The sequence below is a fragment of the Dactylosporangium sp. NPDC000244 genome (assembly GCF_040300725.1).
Classification (GTDB): Bacteria; Actinomycetota; Actinomycetes; order Mycobacteriales; family Micromonosporaceae; genus Dactylosporangium.
The window spans coordinates 147,786-165,809 of record NZ_JBEPEH010000002.1; the positions used below are offsets into that span (position 1 = coordinate 147,786).

Here is an 18,024-nt window from a genome sequence, read left to right on the forward strand (position 1 = left end):
GGGGCCTCATTTCTGGGTGAGAGGGGTACGGCGAAGCAGCAGCAGGCGTTGGATCGTCAGCGCCGCGGCCGACGGATCCGCGAGAACCTGCTCGTTGGTGAAGCGCAGAACGTCGTGCCCGAGCAGCTGGAGCCGGGCGTCGCGCAGGCGGTCGTCGGCGTACTTCCAGCGGCCGCGATGGTCATCCCCGTCGACCTCGACCACGAGTCCGTCGTCGGGCCAGAACAGGTCCAGGCGGTACGACTTGCCGAGCACGTGCCAGGAGAGCTCCTCGTTCCAGCGGCGCCCGCGGGCCCAGTCGTGCGGGGCGAGTGCCCGCTCCAGCGCCTGCTCGGCCGGGCTGTCGGCGCGGGGCCGGCCAGCCAGCGGCGGATATGTCAGCAGCGGCGGCCGGGGCTCCTCGCCGTCGGCCTCGCCCGGCGGAAGGCGGGTCAGCTCGGACGGCAGGGTGATCCGGATCGTCCGGATCCGGTCCACGCCGCCGAGCGTGCCGCCGGCCAGCCAGACGCCGAAGCGCCCGTGCTCGGCCAGCCACTCCGCGGCGGCGACGAGCGCGTTCACGCCCGGCCCGGCCGGCACGTCGAGCAGGATCGCGACGGACGATCGCCGATACGCGTCGGCCAGGATGAGCCCGAGCCCACGGGCGCGGACCTCGGCCGGGAAATGCGGCGAGCCGGCCCCTCCGCCGCGCAGGGAGCGCTCGGCCGCGGCCATGAGAAACGGCCCGAAGTGATCCGACTGCGCCGAGACGCGGGCCGCGATCGCGCGAGCGGCCGCGATGCCGAGCGCCGACGGACCGTCCAGGCGCTCGGCGCCGGGCAGCCACGCCGGGAAAAGACTGTCCGCGGCACGGTCCAACGCGTCGAGGAAGGTGGCGATGTACTGCCCGACGCCCAGCCTCGGTGGCGGGCAGAACCGGACGATCGCCGGAGCGTCGGCGGGCAGGGGATCGAGCCCGACGCTCAGCAACGACGGATCGACGTCAGCCAGGAAACAGACCTGGCCGGACGGCGGCTCGGCCCACCACCCGACCCCCGATGTCACAGTTTCCGACCGTACGCGGGGGGCCTGATCGACCGCAGTCATCTCTTCACCCGACCCATTCCGGGACCTCGAGCGCGGCGAGCTGCACCCGCGAGACGATGTCGAGCTTCTTGAAGATCCGGCGCAGGTGATGGTTCACGGTGTGCGACGTGATGCCGAGCCGGCGAGCGATCTGCTGGTTGGTCAGGCCCTTGCGCACGAGCCCGGCCACCTCGCGCTCCCGCTTGCTCAGCACCGGCCGGCCGGTCTGGTCGGGCTGTCCGGCCGGCATGACGGCAACGATCACGATCTCGCGATCGCCGGCCACGCCGGCCAGGGCTCCTCGCAGTACCGCCTCCAGTGCGGCGATGTCGTGCATCTCGACCCCCCTCGGTCCGGAAACCGGACGCCTGGCGATTGCTGGAACTTACTGGAAGATACTGGAGGCGTGCAACACCGTTTCTGGGCGCGAGTGGGGATTGCTGGAAATTACTGGAGGGCGTACGGTCGATGGCATGCCGGATGACGCCGAGGAGATCGAGCAGCGGCTCGCGGCGCTCCGAGCCGAGGTCAGGCAGGCGCGCGTCGCCGGTGACCGGCCGCGTGAGCGGGCGCTCCGCGCACAGCAGCGCGCACTCGAAGAGGCGTGGGAGGAGGCGCTCGCCCCGGAGCCGGCCGACATGCTCGCGCCGCGCGAGGTCGGGTCGCTGCTGCCCCTGCGCGAACAGGTGCACGGGGCGCTCACCCTGCTCACCGTGCCCGCGGCACCGAAGCTCATCGCGCAGGTCTACAACGCCTGCTTCGGCGGGGACATCAACAGCGCGAAGCTCACGAGCCTGCGCCGCGACGAGGAGCGGTCGTTCCGGGCGGCCGCGTTCTCCCGGCCGTACTATCTCTGCGCCGCCCTCACCGCCGACCGCCTCGCCCCGGTCCGCGGCCTGCTCGCGATCTCCACGTGGCCGCTCGAGCAGCGCGTCATCGGCGCGCTCAGCCCGCGGGTCGACTTCCTCAAAGCCGCGGTCAGGATCGCGGAACACGTCGATCGTCTGCCTGATACCGATCGGGGCGCCGCGCGCCTATTGTGGCTGTTCGCCGAGAACATCCCGGGCGCCGCGGACGGCGTCGGCTCGGCGAAACCGCAGGTCGTCATCCGCGCCGCCGAGGCCGAGCTGGCGACGCACGAACCGGTCGACCGGTCGCACCGCGAAGCGGCCGCCGCCCGGGCCCGGGCCCAGCTCGACGACGCCGGCCAGCTGTTCGGCGCCAGCCTGAGGGCGGTGCCCGAAACCGGCACGTGAACCACCGCGAAGGAAGTGCCAGCGTGAACAGCATCGAAGACCGGCTCGCCGAGATCCGCGGTCCGGTACCGCCCGTGGCCCACAACGCCCGCACGATCGCCGCGCTCACCACCAACCCCGGCTGCGCGCGCCGCGCAATCATGGACGCCGCAGGCGTCGACAAACGCGCAATCGCCGCGCGGGCCGGACACGCTCCGCCCTACGGCCAGTCCCCGTTCGCCATCACGCGCACCCGCTCGTTCGTGTCGCAGGTGAAGGCGAACGGCTGCGCGGAACTGCTGCGCCTGCTGCGCGAAACGCTGCGCCTGGACATCAAGGAAGTCGCATACCAGGACCTCGAGGACGCGGCCGGCAACGAGAGCCAGGAGGTGCGCCACCAGCTGGCCCGCCAGGTCCTCGGCACCGCCGCCGCGCACTCGGACGAGGCCGGCACCCTGTTCGACCACCCGCTGCTCAAGCTCCCGGTCGGCGGCCGCCAGGTGTTTCTCGAGCCGGACCTGATCGCGTTTCAGTACCGCGGCGTCTTCCACATCATCGAGATCAAGTCCTTCGCCGTGATCGACGGCCAGGCCGACGGCGGCAAGGTGGCCGCGGCGGCGGTGCAGTCCGCGGTGTACGTCGTGGCGCTGCGACACCTCCTGCAAGAACTCGGACACGATCCGGCGGCCGTTTCCGATCGAGTCGTGCTCGTCTGCCCCGAGAACTTCTCCAACCACGCGGTCGCCACGCCGCTGGACGTACGACGGCAGCTGACGGTGCTGAAGCGACAGCTGGGCAACATGGAACGCATCGACCAGCGCCTGTCCCATGTGGACGATGGCATCACGTTCGATCTCGCTCCCGACCGTGACGGGCGCCCGACACGCGCGATCGGCGAGCTGTGCGACGCGATCGAGCACATTCCCGCGCGTTACTCCCCCGAGTGCCTGTCGACGTGCGAGATGTCGTACTTCTGCCGCAACGAGGCCCGCGGCAGCACGCACGCGCTCGGCAAGTCGGTGAGCGAGGAGCTGGGCAGCGTGGAGACCGTCGACACCGCGCTGCGCCTCGCCGCGGGCGAGCTCGAGCCGTCCCCGGAGCAGCAGGAGGCGGCGGCGGTACTGCGCACCGCCCTCCGCCTGCGCGAGGAGTGCCTGGCGTGAGCTCGCTGACCGCACTTGCACGAGCGCTGGCCGTTCGCGCGCAAGCCGCCCAGCCCATCACCACGGTGCGACACGTTCACGTGTCCGATCGACCACTCGTCCTCATCCCGCTCGCCCTGGCCGGCGAGGCGAACGCGCCGCTGGCCGCGATGGTGGGATCCACTGTGGACGAGCCGCGCCTGCTGCTCGTCCCGCAGCCGCGCAACCGAGACCAGCGCTTCCAGTTCGCGGCCGAGCTCGGGCGCGTCATCGTGTCCTATGTGGACGGATTCGCGCGGCACCAGGAGGACGTGCGCGGGCGGCGGCGCTTCGCGGAGGCGCCGCAGCTGCTGGTACCGAATCCGGGCGGCGTGGATTTCGTCCGGCTCTTCGGCCGCTCGACCAGGCTCCGCCGCACGTACGGCGAGCACGCCGTCAAGCCCGTCGTCCCCCTGCTGGGCCGGTGGCTGACGTTCTTCGCCGAGCGCGCCGAGCACCCCGGCTCGTCGCTGATGCTCGCGATGACCTCGGCGCTGAGCCAGCACTGGGCCACGGGTCAGAGCGCGATGGAGGACGCCAACCTCGCGGCCCTGCTGGCCTGGTTCGGCGAGGACCCCTTCGAGGGCGCGCTGGCCGCCGAGGATCCGGAGATCTGGCCGCCGGCGGGCCCGGCGACCGACCCGACGTTCGACTCGGCCACGCTGATGCCGGCGATCGAGCGGTACGCGAAAACGGACGCCGACTCGAGCGCGCGCAAGATGGCACTCGAACGCCTGAGTGTCGCTTTGCGCAGTCAACTCGAACCAACCTGGCAGTTGATGTGGCGCGGCGTTGCACAACTGCGCAGTCTGCAGCCGGGCGCGACCGTCGTGGAGCGCTGGGCCGAAGACCGCGACGCGTTCACGAACCACGTCGAGTACCTGGGCAGCGCCGGCTCCCTGCCCCAGGCGCGCCGCGACAGCGCCGTGGCCGCGGCGCGCCGTTTGAACCGACTCGAACGCGCGCAGGCGCTGTTCGACGCGCAGCGGGCGCTGGACGACCCGCTGGTGATGGCCGAGTTCCGCCTGACCGGCGAGGCTTTCGCGGGCGAGGTCGTCGCGGCGGAGCCGAATCGCCTCGACGCCTCGGGCCCGCGCCGCAAGCTCCGCCCACATGTGACGGTGCGCACGGCGGATCCGTTGCGTCTTGGCATCGGTACCGATGTGCAATGCCCTTCCCGCCGCTCCCAGACCGGCCGGATCGTCGCCATCGACGGCCCCGATGTCGTGCTGGAGCTCACGGGCGGCATGGGCCGGGCGCTCACGCCGGCACCGGGCAGCGTGCCCGAGGTGGGCGAGCACGTCACGTACGGCACCGTGTCGACGAGCTTCCAGCCCGGCGGCAACTTCCCGCCCGTCGAGGACACGCCGTGGACGCACGGCGGCCCGCCCCCACCCCCGGAACCGACCGAAGAGGACGCCGTGGAGGCCTGGTCATGAACGACGTCTTCCCGGCCGTGATGGAGGACCTCCAGTTCTCGCACGCGCGCGGCGTGGTGGTCGACTCCCCGCCGGGCGCGGGAAAGTCCACATTGGTCGTTCGCGCCGCGCGGCACATCGCCGAGACCGGCGAGCCGCTGGCCATCGTGGCGCAGACCAACGAGCAGGTCGACGACCTGATCGCCAACCTGGCCCGGTCCTCCCCCACGCTGCCGATCGGCCGCCTGTCGGCCCAGAACTACGTCCCGGTTCCGCGCATCGCGACCCACAACAACGTGACCGTGGACAACGCGATCGCCGGCCTGGCGGGCTCCGCCGTGGTCATCGGCACCGCGGCCAAGTGGTCGACCCTGACCCAGGGCGACTGGCCGTGGGCCATCGTCGACGAGGCGTACCAGATGCGCTCGGACGCCTTGCTCCAGATCGCGGGCCGCTTCGACCGCACCCTGTTCGTCGGCGACCCGGGCCAGCTGGACCCGTTCTCGACGGTCGAAACGGAGCGCTGGGCGGGCCTGTCCTGGGACCCACAGCTGAGCGCGGTGGCGGTGCTGTTGCGCCACAACCCCGAGATCGAGCCCCACCGCCTGCCGGTCTCCTGGCGCCTTCCAGCCACGGCCGCCCCGGTCGTGTCGGAGGCCTTCTATCCGTTCACGGGCTTCACCGCGGGCACGTCGCTGTCCGACCGCTCACTGTCGTTCTCGACGCACGCCTTCGGAGCGTCCCCTGTGGACAGAACGCTCGAGACGGCCGCGGCGACGGGCTGGGCCCTGCACGAACTGCCGGCGCGGCACAGCATGCGCACGGACGCCGAGATCGCCCGGGCCTGCGCGGACGTCGCCCTGCGCCTGCTGGCCCGCGGCCCCATCGCCGTCTCGGAGCGCGCCCGCACCGGCGCGCCCGTGACGGCGGACCGAATCGCGATCGGGACGGCGCATCGCGACCAGGCGGCGGCGGTACGGCAGTTCCTGCCCCCGGACTCGGGCATCACCGTGGACACGGCGAATCGCCTGCAGGGCCGCGAGTACGACGTGACGGTGGTGTGGCACCCGCTGTCGGGCCGGCGCGACGCGACCGCTTTCCACCTGGAGGCGGGCCGCTTGTGCGTGCTGACGTCGCGCCATCGGCACGCCTGCATCGCGGTGGCGCGAGCCGGCATCACGGAACTGCTGAACGCCCACCCGTCGACGGGCCGCGTCTACCTGAACGAGATCGTCAAGTTCCCGGACGGCTGGGAAGCCAACCAGGCTGTGATGTCCCACCTCGAACAACACCGCGTACCGGCGTAAGGACCTCCACATGGCGCTGTCCAACATCGAAGAGTCCGCCGTCGAGACGGCGCTGAAGGAATTTGATGAGCTCGGCCGGCAGGACTTCCTCAGTAAGTACGGATTCGGCGTCGCCACGACCTACCTGCTCCGTCATCGCGGCCGCTTCTACGATCCCAAGGCAATCGTCGGCGTTGCCAACCAGTACACCGTCGACGGCAAGCCCCTGAAGCCAAACGAGTTCGACGCGACGAGCGCGATCGCTCGCCTTGGGGCCCTCGGGTATGAGGTTGTTCCGTTCAACGGACTGTGGTGGGTCAATCAGAGCAAGACCTACAAGGCGGAGCGCGACGGCGGTTTCGTCTGGGCACCCCAAACGATGAAGAACGGGCAGCCGTCGGTCTTCCACACCAACGTCATGAAGCTCACGGTGGGACAACGGGTAATCCACTATGCAAACCGTAGGATTTTCGCGATAGGCACGGTCGCCGAGGCCCCTTATGCGGCTCGTAAGCCGGCCGATATCAGTTCCGACGTGTGGCAGGATCTTGGCTACCTTTGCCCGGTTGACTACTACGAGCTTCCAACGCCGATCCCGCGGGACGACGTTCCCGACCGGCACGAAGGAGTCGGGCCTTTCACAAAGGACGGGACCGTCCATCAACGGTATCTCGTACCGATTGAACACCCGCATGTCTGCACCATGCTGCAGTTCCTGAACGAGCGGATTCCCGATTTGTTCGACAGTCCGGTCACCCATCCCCACGCGAGCAGCGCCCCGTCTGCGGTAGTGCAGCCGGGCGGCCCCGCCGATCCTGTGCTCGAGGCACTCCTGGCGTTCAAGAACGTGGTGCTCGAGGGCGTGCCCGGTACGGGGAAGACGTACGCCGTTCAGCGGCTCGCCGCAATGTGGCAGTCCCGCACCAAACGCGAGCTGCTGCCGTTCGACGGACGGCCGTACGCCGCGGTGGTGCTGCATCCGAGCAGCTCGTATGAGGACTTTGTCGAAGGCCTTCGGCCCGGTTCAACATCGACCGGGTCGCATGCCGGCCTGTTCGATCGCCCCGCTTCAGTCGATGGCGGCTTCAGCATCCGCGACGGGTTTTTCCTCAAGGTCTGCGCAGCGGCGGCGGCGGAGCCGCACAAGGATGTCCTCGTACTGCTTGACGAGCTCAACCGGTGCAACGTGCCGAGCGTCTTCGGCGATCTTCTGCTCACCCTCGAGGCGTCGCGGCGAGCCAAGTACGTTAGGCGCAGCAGCCCGGCCAGTGCCGAGCATTGGGAGGTGGCGACACCGGCTCAACTGACCTATTCGAGCCGCACATTTTTCGTGCCGGACAACGTGTACGTGATCGCGACCATGAACACGACGGATCGTTCGGTGGCACCGTTGGATGCCGCGCTGCGTCGCCGCTTCGCATTCCATCGCCTCGAGCCGAGGATGCCCGAGGCAGACGCCCTGCCGGCCTCCGTAGCAACTCCGGCCAGGGACCTGTTCTTGCAGTCCGCGAAGGTGCTGCGCGATCTCAACGACCATGCGCTGCGACCATGTCTCGGGCCTGACGCGATGCTTGGACAGTCCTACCTGCACGCCGTGGCCGAGTCGCTGACGCAGGCGTCCACGCTGGAGTCGGCGATGCGGCTACTCGAGCTGCAATGGCGGTACGCAATCTTGCCGCAGCTCATTGACATCGCCCGCGGACTAGGTGCCGATGATCTGCTTGGCACCAACACGCGGAGCGCCTGGTTCACCCAGCACCCGGAGCTTGAACAGGTCCGTAAGTCCGCGACACCAGCACTCGCCGGGCTCGACAGCTTCCTTCAGCAGTCCCTGGAATTACAGATCGTCGTTGACGGCACCGGGCTCGCCCGCGGCGCGCGCATCACCACCTACCGCCAGATCGCTACGGTGGCCGCGCCAAACTCCACCGACCTGGTGGACAGCGAGGAAGTCCTCGAGGACTGGGGGGCCGACGACGCAGACGGCCTGGACGAAGACGCATGAGCTTGACGCTCGCGGCGGCGCCCCGCGGGGCTCGAATCGGATTTACGGCGGCCGGCAATGCGGATCACCAAGTCGTGCTGACGGTGCTGCCCAAGCCGTGGCGGCCGCCTGGCACCCCGCGAACCGTGTGGGTACCGCAGTGGCCGGACCGGCGGCATCACGAGATCATGCTGTACGAACTCGATCGGCTGCATGTGACCGCCACGGAGTCCTCGATGGAGGATCTGCTAGAGCGCTGCCTCGAGGTGTCCCGCCAGGCAGACAACGGTGCCGTTCGCTGGGACAGCAGTTTGCTTGCCCCTGACGTACGACCGCGAAACCTTGGGGCCGGGAGGGTTCGCGAGCTGAGCACCAACCCGCACGGCGCGACTGCCGACCTGCTGCAGTTGCTCGATCGGCTCGAACTGCTCACGCCTCCTCCGGAGGCGATGCATGCGATGCCGCGCCGGTCTCCGCTGCATCGGCCGCTGCTCTGCCGTCGCTTCCTGAATGAGGTGCTGGCCCGGATACACGCCGTCCGCCGCGGATACCGCCCGGTCGTCGTCACCCGGTCAGCGATTCGCGGTCGGATCGATGCGGCGAGCGCCGTGCGATACGTCAACACCGGCGACCCGCGCCTCGTCTGCCGCTACGAGGAACTCACCGAGTCGACGCAGCTGCTCGGCATCATCTGCGCGGCCCTGGAGCGCATCGCCGACGGCCTCGGCGTGCGGCCGCTCTTCCGCGGCAAGTTCAGCGACCGCCAGCTGCGCCACGACGCGGTAACACTGCGGCGCGCGTTCGCCGGCGTGACCACGGTGCCGGCCTCGACCGCACTGCGAGTCGGCCCGCGGCTGCACCTCAACCGGCTCGACCGGCCGTGGGCGGATGCACTCCGGCTTGCGGTGGCAGTGCTTGCCGACTGGGCGTACGCCGCCGAGGAGTCTGGCCGTCCGTTCGCCGACGCCGTCGAGCTCTCGATTCCGACCGACAAGCTCTGGGAGGAAGTCGTGCATCAGGTGCTGGCGCGCAGCCGTTTCACGCGCGTGCTGGCCCAGCGGTCGCTGCCGACCAACCTCGTCGAGGACCCGTGGGTCGAGGATCCACCGAAGCCGAGCCAGAGCCGGCCGGACAACGTGGCGTGGCGCGGCACCGCGATCTGGATCGCCGACGCGAAGTACAAGAGCCTCGACTGGAAATCGCCGCCGGACCGGGGCGATCAGTATCAGATGTTCTCGTACACCCATTTGTTCTCGGACGCCGACAGCATCGTCGAGCGCGCCCTGCTCATCTACCCCGGCGAGGACGCGATTCGTGAATGGCGCCGTGGCCGCGACGGACCGCAGGCTCCGGCGCGGCTCGCCACGGTCCGGTTCCCGTTTCCACAACCGACGGACGCGCAGAGCCCGGCAGCGTGGGATGCCTACCTCGACCAGACCGCGGACCGGTTCGTCACGGCGATGCGGCTCTGACGCCGGTACCGCGCCGTCCACGAAACTATTGCGAAACTTCTATGCGATTCGTAGTGGCGTCGTGATTCTGGCGCCATGCGTCTCAAACGATCGCGGCTGTACCCCGTCCTGGCAGGGCTCGCCGTGCTGCTGGGATGGAGCGCGTACGCCGCCATGCCCGCCGCGCAGGCCGCCGCCGCGCCGCTCGTCTCGCTCAAGTTTCTGATGATCATCAAGCCCGTCTCGCAGGTGCCGGGGCTCGCCGCCACGCTCAACCAGGGGCAGATCGACGCCGCCCGCAGCGCTTTCCTCACCACGTTCCCGCGCATGGTCGAGGATCTGACGGCCGGGCAGGTCGACATGAACACGCAGGTCGTGGTGTCGTCGAGGCCGCTCACCTCGATCGGGTACCAAGGCCTGATGGTGGAACCGTCCAACGTTCCGGACGACGTCAACCAGTATGTGCACCCGCAGGAGTGGGACGGCGTGTTCGTCTACAACGCCTTCCGCCCGCACGCGTACTTCTCCAGCGGCTCGCCCGGCCCGTTCAACACCGGCTGGACGAGCGTGAACGCCCGCGACGACCTCGGATACAACCAGGACGCGCTCGCCGGCTGGGTGCACGAGATGCTCCACCAGCTCGGCGAGCAGTACTACTTCCAGCAGGCGCACGTGCCCGGCGAGGTCGGCGTGCACGACGGCGAGGCGAAGGGCTACAACCAGAACAGCAATGGCCTGCCGTACTGGCTGGGCTGGTACAAGGACTATCTGAACGGCACCATCCCCGGCAACCTGGGCCTGGGCGCGAAGGCCTGGACGCGCGGCAACCGCCGCGGCGTGAACGACCTGCCGACGGGTCAGATGATCGTCGGCACGGGCTCGAGCCGCTGCGTCGACGTGTCCGGGGGCCGCGACGCCGACGGCACGAAGGTCCAGCTGTGGGACTGCCACGGTGGCCCGGAGGTCCGCTGGCGCTGGAACGGCAGCGCGCTGGTCAACACCAAGACGAACAAATGCCTGGATGTCTCCGGCGGTCGTACGGCGTCAGGCACCATCGTCCAGTTGTGGACGTGCCTCGGCAATACCGCGCAGCAATGGCAGCTCGTGAACGGCAACCTGCGCAACCCGAACTCGGGCAAGTGCCTGGACGCCGACGGCTGGGGCACCGCCAACGGCACCCAGCTCATCATCTGGGACTGCGGCAACGCCCAGTCGAACCAGACCTGGCGCTTCCAGCAGTAGGCATCAATCGCGCCCTGACCGCCACTCGGAGGCAGTCAGGGCGTACTGCACCTCATCGTCGCCCTCGCGATCGAACGTGGCCACGTGCCGCAGCCCCGACTTCTCCATCACCCGGCGCGAGCCGGCGTTGACGGCCATGGTCTCGGCGAAGACCCGGTCCACGCCCACGACGTCGAAGCCGCGCGCGATCAGGGCACGGCTCGCCTCGGTCGCGTAGCCCTCGCCCCACGCTTCACGCCGCAGCCGATACCCCACCTCGATGCCCGAGCGGTCGACGTCGGCGGGCGGCCCGTCATGCCGGTACGGCCGGAAGAAGATCCACCCGAGGAACCGCCCGTCGGCCTCGACGGCCCAGTAGCCGAGGTCGTCGCCCCGCTCGTAGTGGGCCAGGATGAACGGCATCATGCCGCGGATCGTGTCCCGCGGGGTCGGATGGCCGCCGTTGAGGTACCGCATGACCTCCGGATCACTGTCCAGCTCGACGAGGTTGTCCAGGTCGTCCTCGGTCAGTTGCCGCAGCCTCAACCGCTCAGTCTCCAGGTGCACCCGCATGCCGTCGATCATCCCAGGAAGATCCGCTCAAACGGTTCAGATATGCGACACCGCGGACGACCAGAACGGTCCTGCGGCGCTCCGAGATGTGGTGCTACAGCAGGGTGCCCTGGACCGGGAAGGTCAGGCGGGCTGTGGTGATGCCCTCCAGGATCTGGTCCTCGTTCAGCTCGCGCTCCATCACGCGCGCGTAGTTGCGGCCCCGGTTGTGCGTGTTGCGCATGCGCACCACGTTCGGGAAGCGGCCCACCGCGCGCATGTCGCCCAGGCCCGACAGGAAGATCAACTGTATGCCGTTCGCGGCGGCCACTCGGCGTTGCAGGTCCAGGAAGGCGACGTAGTTCGCGGTGCCGAGGGGGTTGTCCATCGGCAGGACGCCCAGGCCTGGCACGTCGCCGCCGCGGTTGGCCGCGCGCAGGCGGGCGAGCATGCAGAACAGCAAGAGGCTGATCGTCACCTTCTCGCCGCCGCTCCACTTGCTCATCAGCTCGACCGGCTGGCGGTCGTCGGTCAGCTCGGTCGACGGCTTCAGCACGCGCGCGACGAAGTTGCCGCGGCCCACCACCGCCGCGATCGCCTCCCAGGCCAGGGTCAGGCCGTCCGGGATCGGGTCCTTGCCCGCGACGAGCTTGTCCACCAAGCGTTCCACGCGGCTGCGCAGGGTCGCGTCGCTGGTGTCCACACTGGAGCGTGGGCCGACGTCGAGGAAGCGCCGGTTGCGCAGGTGGTCCGCGAGCCCGGCGGGAAGCTGAGCGTGGTGCTGAGCCCGTTGCAGGGTCTTCAATCCCTCTCGTACCTCCGCACACAGCGCCGTCACCACCAGGTGCTTGTCCTTCTCGACGGCGTCGAGCTCGCCGGCGAGGCCGTGGCGGTACGTCGAGAGCTGCTCGCCCAGCAGCTCGGTCCCGTCGAAGTCGAGGCGGCCGAGCTGGAAGCGGTCGCGCACCTCGGGGCTCACGGTGGCGAAGCGCTCCTCGGACGCCCAGCGGTCCACCCGGTGTGCCTCGGCGTTGAGCCGGTTGCGGGCCGCGGTCACGGCTCGGTCGGCGGCCTGCAGCGCCCGGCGCGCGGCCCGGGCCGACTCGCGGGCCGCGTCCACGTCGCCCGCGAACGGGGCCGACTCCGTGGGCTCGGTGTCCTCGGTCAGGTCCGTGACGAGCTGCTGGAAGTCGTCCGCGCGGCGGCGCGCCGAGGCGGCCTCGGACTCGGCCCTCGCCGCGCGGTCGCGGGAGGCCTGCTCCTCCCGGCGCGAGTCCGCGAGCCGGCGCGCGGCCGCGTCGGCCAGGCGCGTCGCCTCGTCAGCGTCGGCGACGGCGTCGGCGGCCGGGGGCGTGAGTGTCGATTGTGGACACGCGTCCAGGTTCCGGCGCGCGTTCGCGAGCGCGGCGCCGGCCAGGGTGGCGTCGCGCTGGGCGTCCAGGAAGGCGCGCTCGGCCTGCGCGATTTCATGTCGTACCGTCACCGGATCCGAAGCATCCAGCAGACGTTGCGCGGTCGCGCGCTCGTCTGCGGCGAACTGCTGGATCTCCTCGTCGAGCCCGGCCAGCCGGCTGGTGATCTCGGCGATCGTCGCCTCCAGCGCGGAGCCCGACGTCTGCCGGAGGTAGGCGTCGTGCGCGGCCTGGTAGGCGTTCGTGGCCTCAACCAGGCTCGGCAGCGCACCGGGCACCTCGTCCGCGGCGACGCGCTGAAGGTCCTCGCACCGGACCCGGTGCTCGCGCACGGTGGCGGCATCGCGATCCGCCTCGGCGGCGTGGGCGTGGGCGGCGGTCGACGCCGTGCGCTCCTCGGCCTCGGCCGAGGCCAGCTCCGCGTGCAGCGATGCGCGCACCGACGGCAGTTCGGACAGCTCGCCGCGCATTCGCGCGGCCTCCGGGGCGCGGCGAGCGAGATCGGACAGCGCGGCGAGGCGAATCGTCAACCGGCGGCGGCGCTCGGCCAGGTCGCGGCGCATGTGCTCGAGCAGGGCCGCGCGCTCGTCGAGCACGAGGCGGGTCTCCTGCAGCTCGGCGAGGCGCTGCTCGGACTCGCGCAGCGAGCGGCCGAGCCTCGCCGAGACCGCCTCGAGGTGCTCGAGGTGCCCGGCCGGGCAGCGCTCGGCCAGCGCGAGCAGCTGACCCCGCAGCTGCAGGTCGCGGTCGCGGGACTCGATCAGCTCGTGGACGCGCTGGTTGCGCTCGTCGCGGCCCCGGTTGCGCCGGTCGGTCTCGGAGGCGGCGGCGGTGCGGTCGTACATCGCGGGCGCCGGCGGCAGCACGAAGCCGACGGGCTTGGCCGGGTCCGAGTCCACAATGGACCGCAGGTCGCCGATCGCGGCGACCTGGACGGCCGAGGTCGGGAACAGGCGCGCCTCGTCGAGCGCGGTGCGGGCCCGGTCCAGGTCGGCGGGGTCGTGCACGAGCAGCCCGCCCACCAGGTGGGGCGCGTCGGCGATGGCGGCCGGCCAGGCGGCGGACGGTACCGAATCCGCCAGATGGTGCCAGCCCGTCGTCGCCGGGATCCGCTCCGCGGCCAGGACGTCCGCGGCCCGGGCGAGGTCCAGCGCGGCCGGGAGCAGCCCGCGCGCGGAGGCGAGCGCCTGCACCGCGCGGCCGTCCTCGGCGTCGGCGACGGCGAGCTGGATGCGGTGCCGGTCGGCGGTGATGACGGCCTCGGTGAGCAGGTCGGTGAGCGCGCGCTGCGAGTCGATCGGGTCGACGCGGTCCCGCTCGGCGAGCGCGGTCAGCCTCGGGTCCGTGGCCAGGGCCTCGATCTCGGCGAACAGCGGGCCGCGCTCGGCGTCGAGCACGGCCTTGTCTCGGGACAGCTCGGTGAGCGCTGTCTGCGCGTCCGCGCGATCGCGTTCGTATGCGGCGCGGTCCGCGTCGAGGCGCGCGGCCTCGGCCGGCAGTTCGTGCTCGATTCGCTGCGCGGCCTCGGTTTCGGCCGATCGGGCGAGCTCGAGGGCGCGATCGAGCTCGTCGCCGTCGAGATGGTCGGCCGCGGCGGCCAGGTCGCGGTCGTAGACGGCCAGCTGCGACTCGATCGTGCGCTGCTGCCCGTCGAGGCTGCCGAGCCGGCCCCGCAGCGAGTCGGCCAGGGTGCGCGCGGTGGCCTGACGCTCACGAGCGGATGACGCTTCGTGCGAGGCGGTCTCGATGCGCGCGCTCAGTTCGTCGGCGGCGTTGCGCAACACGGCCAGGAGCACCGCGGCCGCGGCGGCCCGGGAGCGGCGCAACGGGGCCGCGCCCGCCTCGGCCTGTTCCTGCTGGCGGCGGGCGACCTCGAGGCGCTGGGCCTGCTCGACGTGGCGGATGAGGGCCGGCACGAGCTGCCAGGACCGGTGCAGGTGGCGGCGCTCGGCGACCAGCGCGTCGGCCGACAGCGCGGCCGCGGCGGCGTGCTCGTGGGTCAGGTCGGCGGCCCGGTATCGATAATGCCGTACGTGCTCGTCCAAAGTCGCGGACTCGGCGGCTGCGCGCTGTACCGCCGCATGAGCCTCCTCGGCGTGGGCGTCATGGCGCTCGGCGGCGGTCGCGGCGGACTGCACCGCGGCGCTCAGCGCGCCCGCCAGACCGGCGGCGTCGAGGCGGGCCGCCCGCGCCGCGAGCTCGGCGTCGACGAGCGTGTCCCGGGCCGTGGCCAGGTCGGTGAGCAGCGTCGTGGCCTCGTCGCAGAAGGCGACCTCGGCGCGCAGCCGCGGCTGGCGGGCGAGGCGGTCGCGGGTGGTGCGCAGGATGGCGGCGACCTTGCCGGCCGAGGTGGGCTCCGTGACCAGCGTCAGCAGGTACTGCACAAACTCGTCGGCGGTCTTGAACCGGAAGTGATGCTCGATCCCGCCCTCGGTCGCGTTGATCTTCAGGATGGCGGTGAACAGGCCCGGGTCGAGCCCGCGGTCCTGCAGCGCCTGGGCCCAGCGCTCCTGCTTGGTGGTGACGATCGGCTCGGTCTCGTACGCCAGCCCCTCGACCGCCTTCGCGAAGTCCTTGAGCTCGGCCGAGTCGTACGGCAGCTGCTCGAGCTCGACGCCGGCGGCGGGCGTGAACGCGTACCAGGTCTGGCGCAGCCGCTCGTGCGAACCGTTCGGGTCCGAGGGCTGTGCGCGGTCGGCCCACTCGTAGACGCCGCCGGTGACCAGCCGCTGCCCCGCCGGGTCGATCCACTCGACGACGACGTGCGCGGTGTCGGAGCCGAGGATGCAGTCCTCGAGGTGGCGCCCGGTCGTGCCGGTGGCGAGGAAGTCGCGCCGGTCCGGGCGGATCAGCGCGCACAGCAGCGCGATCAGGGTCGACTTGCCGCCGCCGTTGCGCATCCACAGGATGGTGTCGAGCGGGGCGCCGTCGCGTCCCGTCAAATCCAGCCACACCTCGCGAAAACGCGCGGCGGGCGAGCCGATCCGGTCAAGGTAGATCCGCCGGATTCTCCAGAGTCTCGCGGGAGCTGCCATCAGTGCTGTACCGACCTCATCGCCTCGAGGGCCTCGCCACCCGCCACATCAGCGACCAGCAAACGGAAGCGGTCCGTGAGCTGGAACGTGCTCGGCCCGAGCTGCGGCATCGGCCGCGCGGCGCCGCGCTCCACGAGCCAGCCGAGCACCTCGGCGACCGCGAACTGCGTGCACCCCTTGGCCGGGCCGGGCTGGCGGTCCTTGGGGCGGAACGCGGCCGTGCGCCGGTAGACCTCGGCCGCCTGCCGCGCCTGACCGTCCACCGTGTCGTCGTCGCCGGGTATCGCGAGCACCCGGTCGATCGTGTCGCGGATGAACTTGTCCAGCGCCGCGACCTCGACCGTCTTGACCTCGGTGCTGTCGAGGTCGACCTCCTGCGGGAACGCGTACGCCGCCACGCCGAGCACGATCAGTCCGGCGAGGAGCTTCTCGTCCGCGGACATGCCGGTGCTGCGCAGATCGCCCATCCGGACCGCGAAAACGCTCCCCGGGTAGGTGCTGAGCACGAGCCCGGTGCGCGGCGGCGCGCCGAGCACGACCAGCCCGAGCCCGCTCGCGAGCGTGTCCACCGTGTCACGGAACAGGGTCTGGGTGCGGTACCGCTCCAGCAGCTTCCCGTACGGGTTGCCGTCCGTCGGACGCGCGCCCGTGCGCAGGCCCAGCGCGACCAGCTCCGCCGCGGCCCGGACGTCCTCGATGGGTACGGTCACGCTTCCTGCTCCTCCTCGGTGTACTGCACGCGAAGGTCGTCGCCCCACACCAACGGGTGGTCGAGCCGGGTGCCCGTCCGCTCGGTCTGCAGCGCGCTCAGGTCCTTGTGCTGCTCGCCGGGCTCGACGACGTCGGGCGCGTAGGCCCACAGCGCGGACAGCAGCACCAGCTCCGTGGTCTGGTCGTCCTTGGCGTCCTTCAGCAGCTCGGAGAGCAGCACCGGCTCCCGCTCGGCGCGCTTCAGGATGCGCGTCACCTCGGCGACCACAGTGGACGGATAGGCCTGGAGCTCGACGCCCTCGGTCTCCCCCGGGTCCTCGCTGTCCTCCTCGTCGCCGGCGACCGGCCGCGGCGGCGCGAGCAGCATGTCGACGAGGTTGTCCAGCTGCAGCAGGCGCGGGATCTGCAGCCCGACGACGCGGTCCCCGAACGCCTCGACGACCTCGGTCGCCGCCTCCCGGTGCAGCTTCAGCACGGGTTGGAGCAGTTCTCGCTCGACATGCAACAGCCGCAGGTGTACCCGACGGGCGAACACCTGCTGCAGCTGCGCCTGGAGGAAGATCGTCCGGGCGTCGCTGACGCGTTCGGCCAGGTCCAGATGCACCTGCCGAATGCGCCGCAGCGTGTCGACAAGGTCCCCGGAAGCCCGCCTGACCTCGGGATCCGTCTCGGTGTCGATGCCGGCCGCGACGTGGTTGAGCACCTCGGCATCGGCGGCGATGCGCGCTTCGACATGCTCGCGTGCGCGTTGGAGTCGCTGCGGCACGTCGTTCACCCAGTCGATGGAACGCACATCCCGCTGTGTCGCATCGAGGATGTCCGCGAGCGAGGCGGACATCGCGACGGACACGCGCTCGGCCTGCATCGCGGTGCGCCCGGCGGCCTCGAACCGCCGGTCGCGCAGCTGCCGCTGGAGCACGACGGAGAACGCGGCCTCGGCGTCGTCGACGTCGAGATCGAGCCCGTTGAGGTAGAGCATGACGGCCTGCGGCGAGGCGAGCACCAGGGCGCCGTCGGGGCCGTCCTGCAGCTGCAGGAGCCGGAAGGCGTACTCCTCGGTGTTGTCGAAGACGTACACGAACGCGCGCTGGTTGTCGGTGTCGTTGAGCAGTCCCCGGACCACCCACCGCGCGGCGTCCTCGTGCGCGCCGGTGTCGCCCGGCCGCATCCGCGCGGCGAGCTCGGCGATCGACTCGATCAGCTCGGCGAGCGTGAGCGCCCGCGCGAAACCGAGCGAGGCGACCGCGAGGTCGATCGCCGCGAGCGCGAGTTGCCGCAGGTCATAGGCCTCGTGGATGTCCGCGTGGACGGCGTTGCGCACGAGCCGCGCGACCGGGTCGGTGAGGATGAGCGCCCGCCACCGGGCGCGCATCGAGGCATGCCCCACCGGCGAGGCCACGAAGGGCTCGGTCACCCGCTGCCCTCCCCCGCCTCGCCGACACGTCCGCCTACCGTAGCAACCACGCTCGGCGG

General features: G+C 70.9%; 13 protein-coding genes. 7 read left to right on the plus strand and 6 right to left on the minus strand.

What is annotated here, in order from left to right; genetic code table 11:
• Window positions 1-6: 6 nt before the first annotated feature.
• Together ABT369_RS03170 and ABT369_RS03175 are read right to left on the minus strand one after the other, a co-directional pair.
• Complete coding sequence (locus tag ABT369_RS03170; RefSeq protein ID WP_350610029.1) at window positions 7-1,044, minus strand: DUF559 domain-containing protein; 1,038 nt, start codon at window positions 1,042-1,044, stop codon at window positions 7-9.
• 46 nt (window positions 1,045-1,090) lie between these two features.
• A complete protein-coding gene (locus tag ABT369_RS03175) occupies window positions 1,091-1,402 on the minus strand; it encodes a LuxR C-terminal-related transcriptional regulator (protein WP_350610030.1) in 312 nt (103 codons plus the stop codon).
• Here ABT369_RS03175 and ABT369_RS03180 point away from each other — a divergent pair.
• From ABT369_RS03180 to ABT369_RS03210, 7 genes are all read left to right on the plus strand, one after another.
• Window positions 1,392-2,321 (plus strand): hypothetical protein, encoded by a 930-nt coding sequence (locus ABT369_RS03180; RefSeq protein ID WP_350610031.1) that lies wholly within the window; start codon window positions 1,392-1,394, stop codon window positions 2,319-2,321. The genes ABT369_RS03175 and ABT369_RS03180 overlap by 11 nt on opposite strands.
• Before the next feature lie 23 nt (window positions 2,322-2,344).
• Window positions 2,345-3,463: a hypothetical protein gene (locus ABT369_RS03185; protein ID WP_350610032.1), complete on the plus strand. Its 1,119-nt coding sequence runs from the start codon at window positions 2,345-2,347 to the stop codon at window positions 3,461-3,463.
• An 80-nt stretch (window positions 3,464-3,543) separates the two neighbouring features.
• A complete protein-coding gene (locus ABT369_RS03190; protein WP_502891689.1) occupies window positions 3,544-4,920 on the plus strand; it encodes a hypothetical protein in 1,377 nt (458 codons plus the stop codon).
• The gene (locus ABT369_RS03195) at window positions 4,917-6,206 is read left to right on the plus strand and encodes an AAA family ATPase (RefSeq protein ID WP_350610034.1); all 1,290 of its coding nucleotides are present in this window, start codon (window positions 4,917-4,919) and stop codon (window positions 6,204-6,206) included. The genes ABT369_RS03190 and ABT369_RS03195 overlap by 4 nt, the downstream gene beginning before the upstream one ends.
• A 10-nt stretch (window positions 6,207-6,216) precedes the next feature.
• Entirely contained in the window at window positions 6,217-8,190 is a 1,974-nt protein-coding gene (locus ABT369_RS03200; protein WP_350610035.1) for an McrB family protein, read from the plus strand.
• A complete protein-coding gene (locus ABT369_RS03205; protein ID WP_350610036.1) occupies window positions 8,187-9,641 on the plus strand; it encodes a 5-methylcytosine restriction system specificity protein McrC in 1,455 nt (484 codons plus the stop codon). Before ABT369_RS03200 ends, ABT369_RS03205 begins: the two co-directional genes overlap by 4 nt.
• 75 nt (window positions 9,642-9,716) lie before the next feature.
• Window positions 9,717-10,862: an RICIN domain-containing protein gene (locus ABT369_RS03210; RefSeq protein WP_350610037.1), complete on the plus strand. Its 1,146-nt coding sequence runs from the start codon at window positions 9,717-9,719 to the stop codon at window positions 10,860-10,862.
• 3 nt (window positions 10,863-10,865) lie between these two features.
• Here ABT369_RS03210 and ABT369_RS03215 read toward each other — a convergent pair whose 3' ends face one another.
• From ABT369_RS03215 to ABT369_RS03230, 4 genes are all read right to left on the minus strand, one after another.
• Window positions 10,866-11,426, minus strand: a complete 561-nt coding sequence (locus ABT369_RS03215; protein ID WP_350610038.1) for a GNAT family N-acetyltransferase — start codon at window positions 11,424-11,426, stop codon at window positions 10,866-10,868.
• Between the two features lie 82 nt (window positions 11,427-11,508).
• On the minus strand, window positions 11,509-15,747 hold the full coding sequence (locus ABT369_RS03220) for a hypothetical protein (protein ID WP_350610039.1): 4,239 nt from the start codon (window positions 15,745-15,747) through the stop codon (window positions 11,509-11,511).
• A 92-nt stretch (window positions 15,748-15,839) separates the two neighbouring features.
• A complete protein-coding gene (locus tag ABT369_RS03225; protein ID WP_350610040.1) occupies window positions 15,840-16,550 on the minus strand; it encodes a hypothetical protein in 711 nt (236 codons plus the stop codon).
• Entirely contained in the window at window positions 16,547-17,965 is a 1,419-nt protein-coding gene (locus ABT369_RS03230) for a hypothetical protein (protein ID WP_350610041.1), read from the minus strand. Before ABT369_RS03230 ends, ABT369_RS03225 begins: the two co-directional genes overlap by 4 nt.
• Window positions 17,966-18,024: the final 59 nt, after the last annotated feature.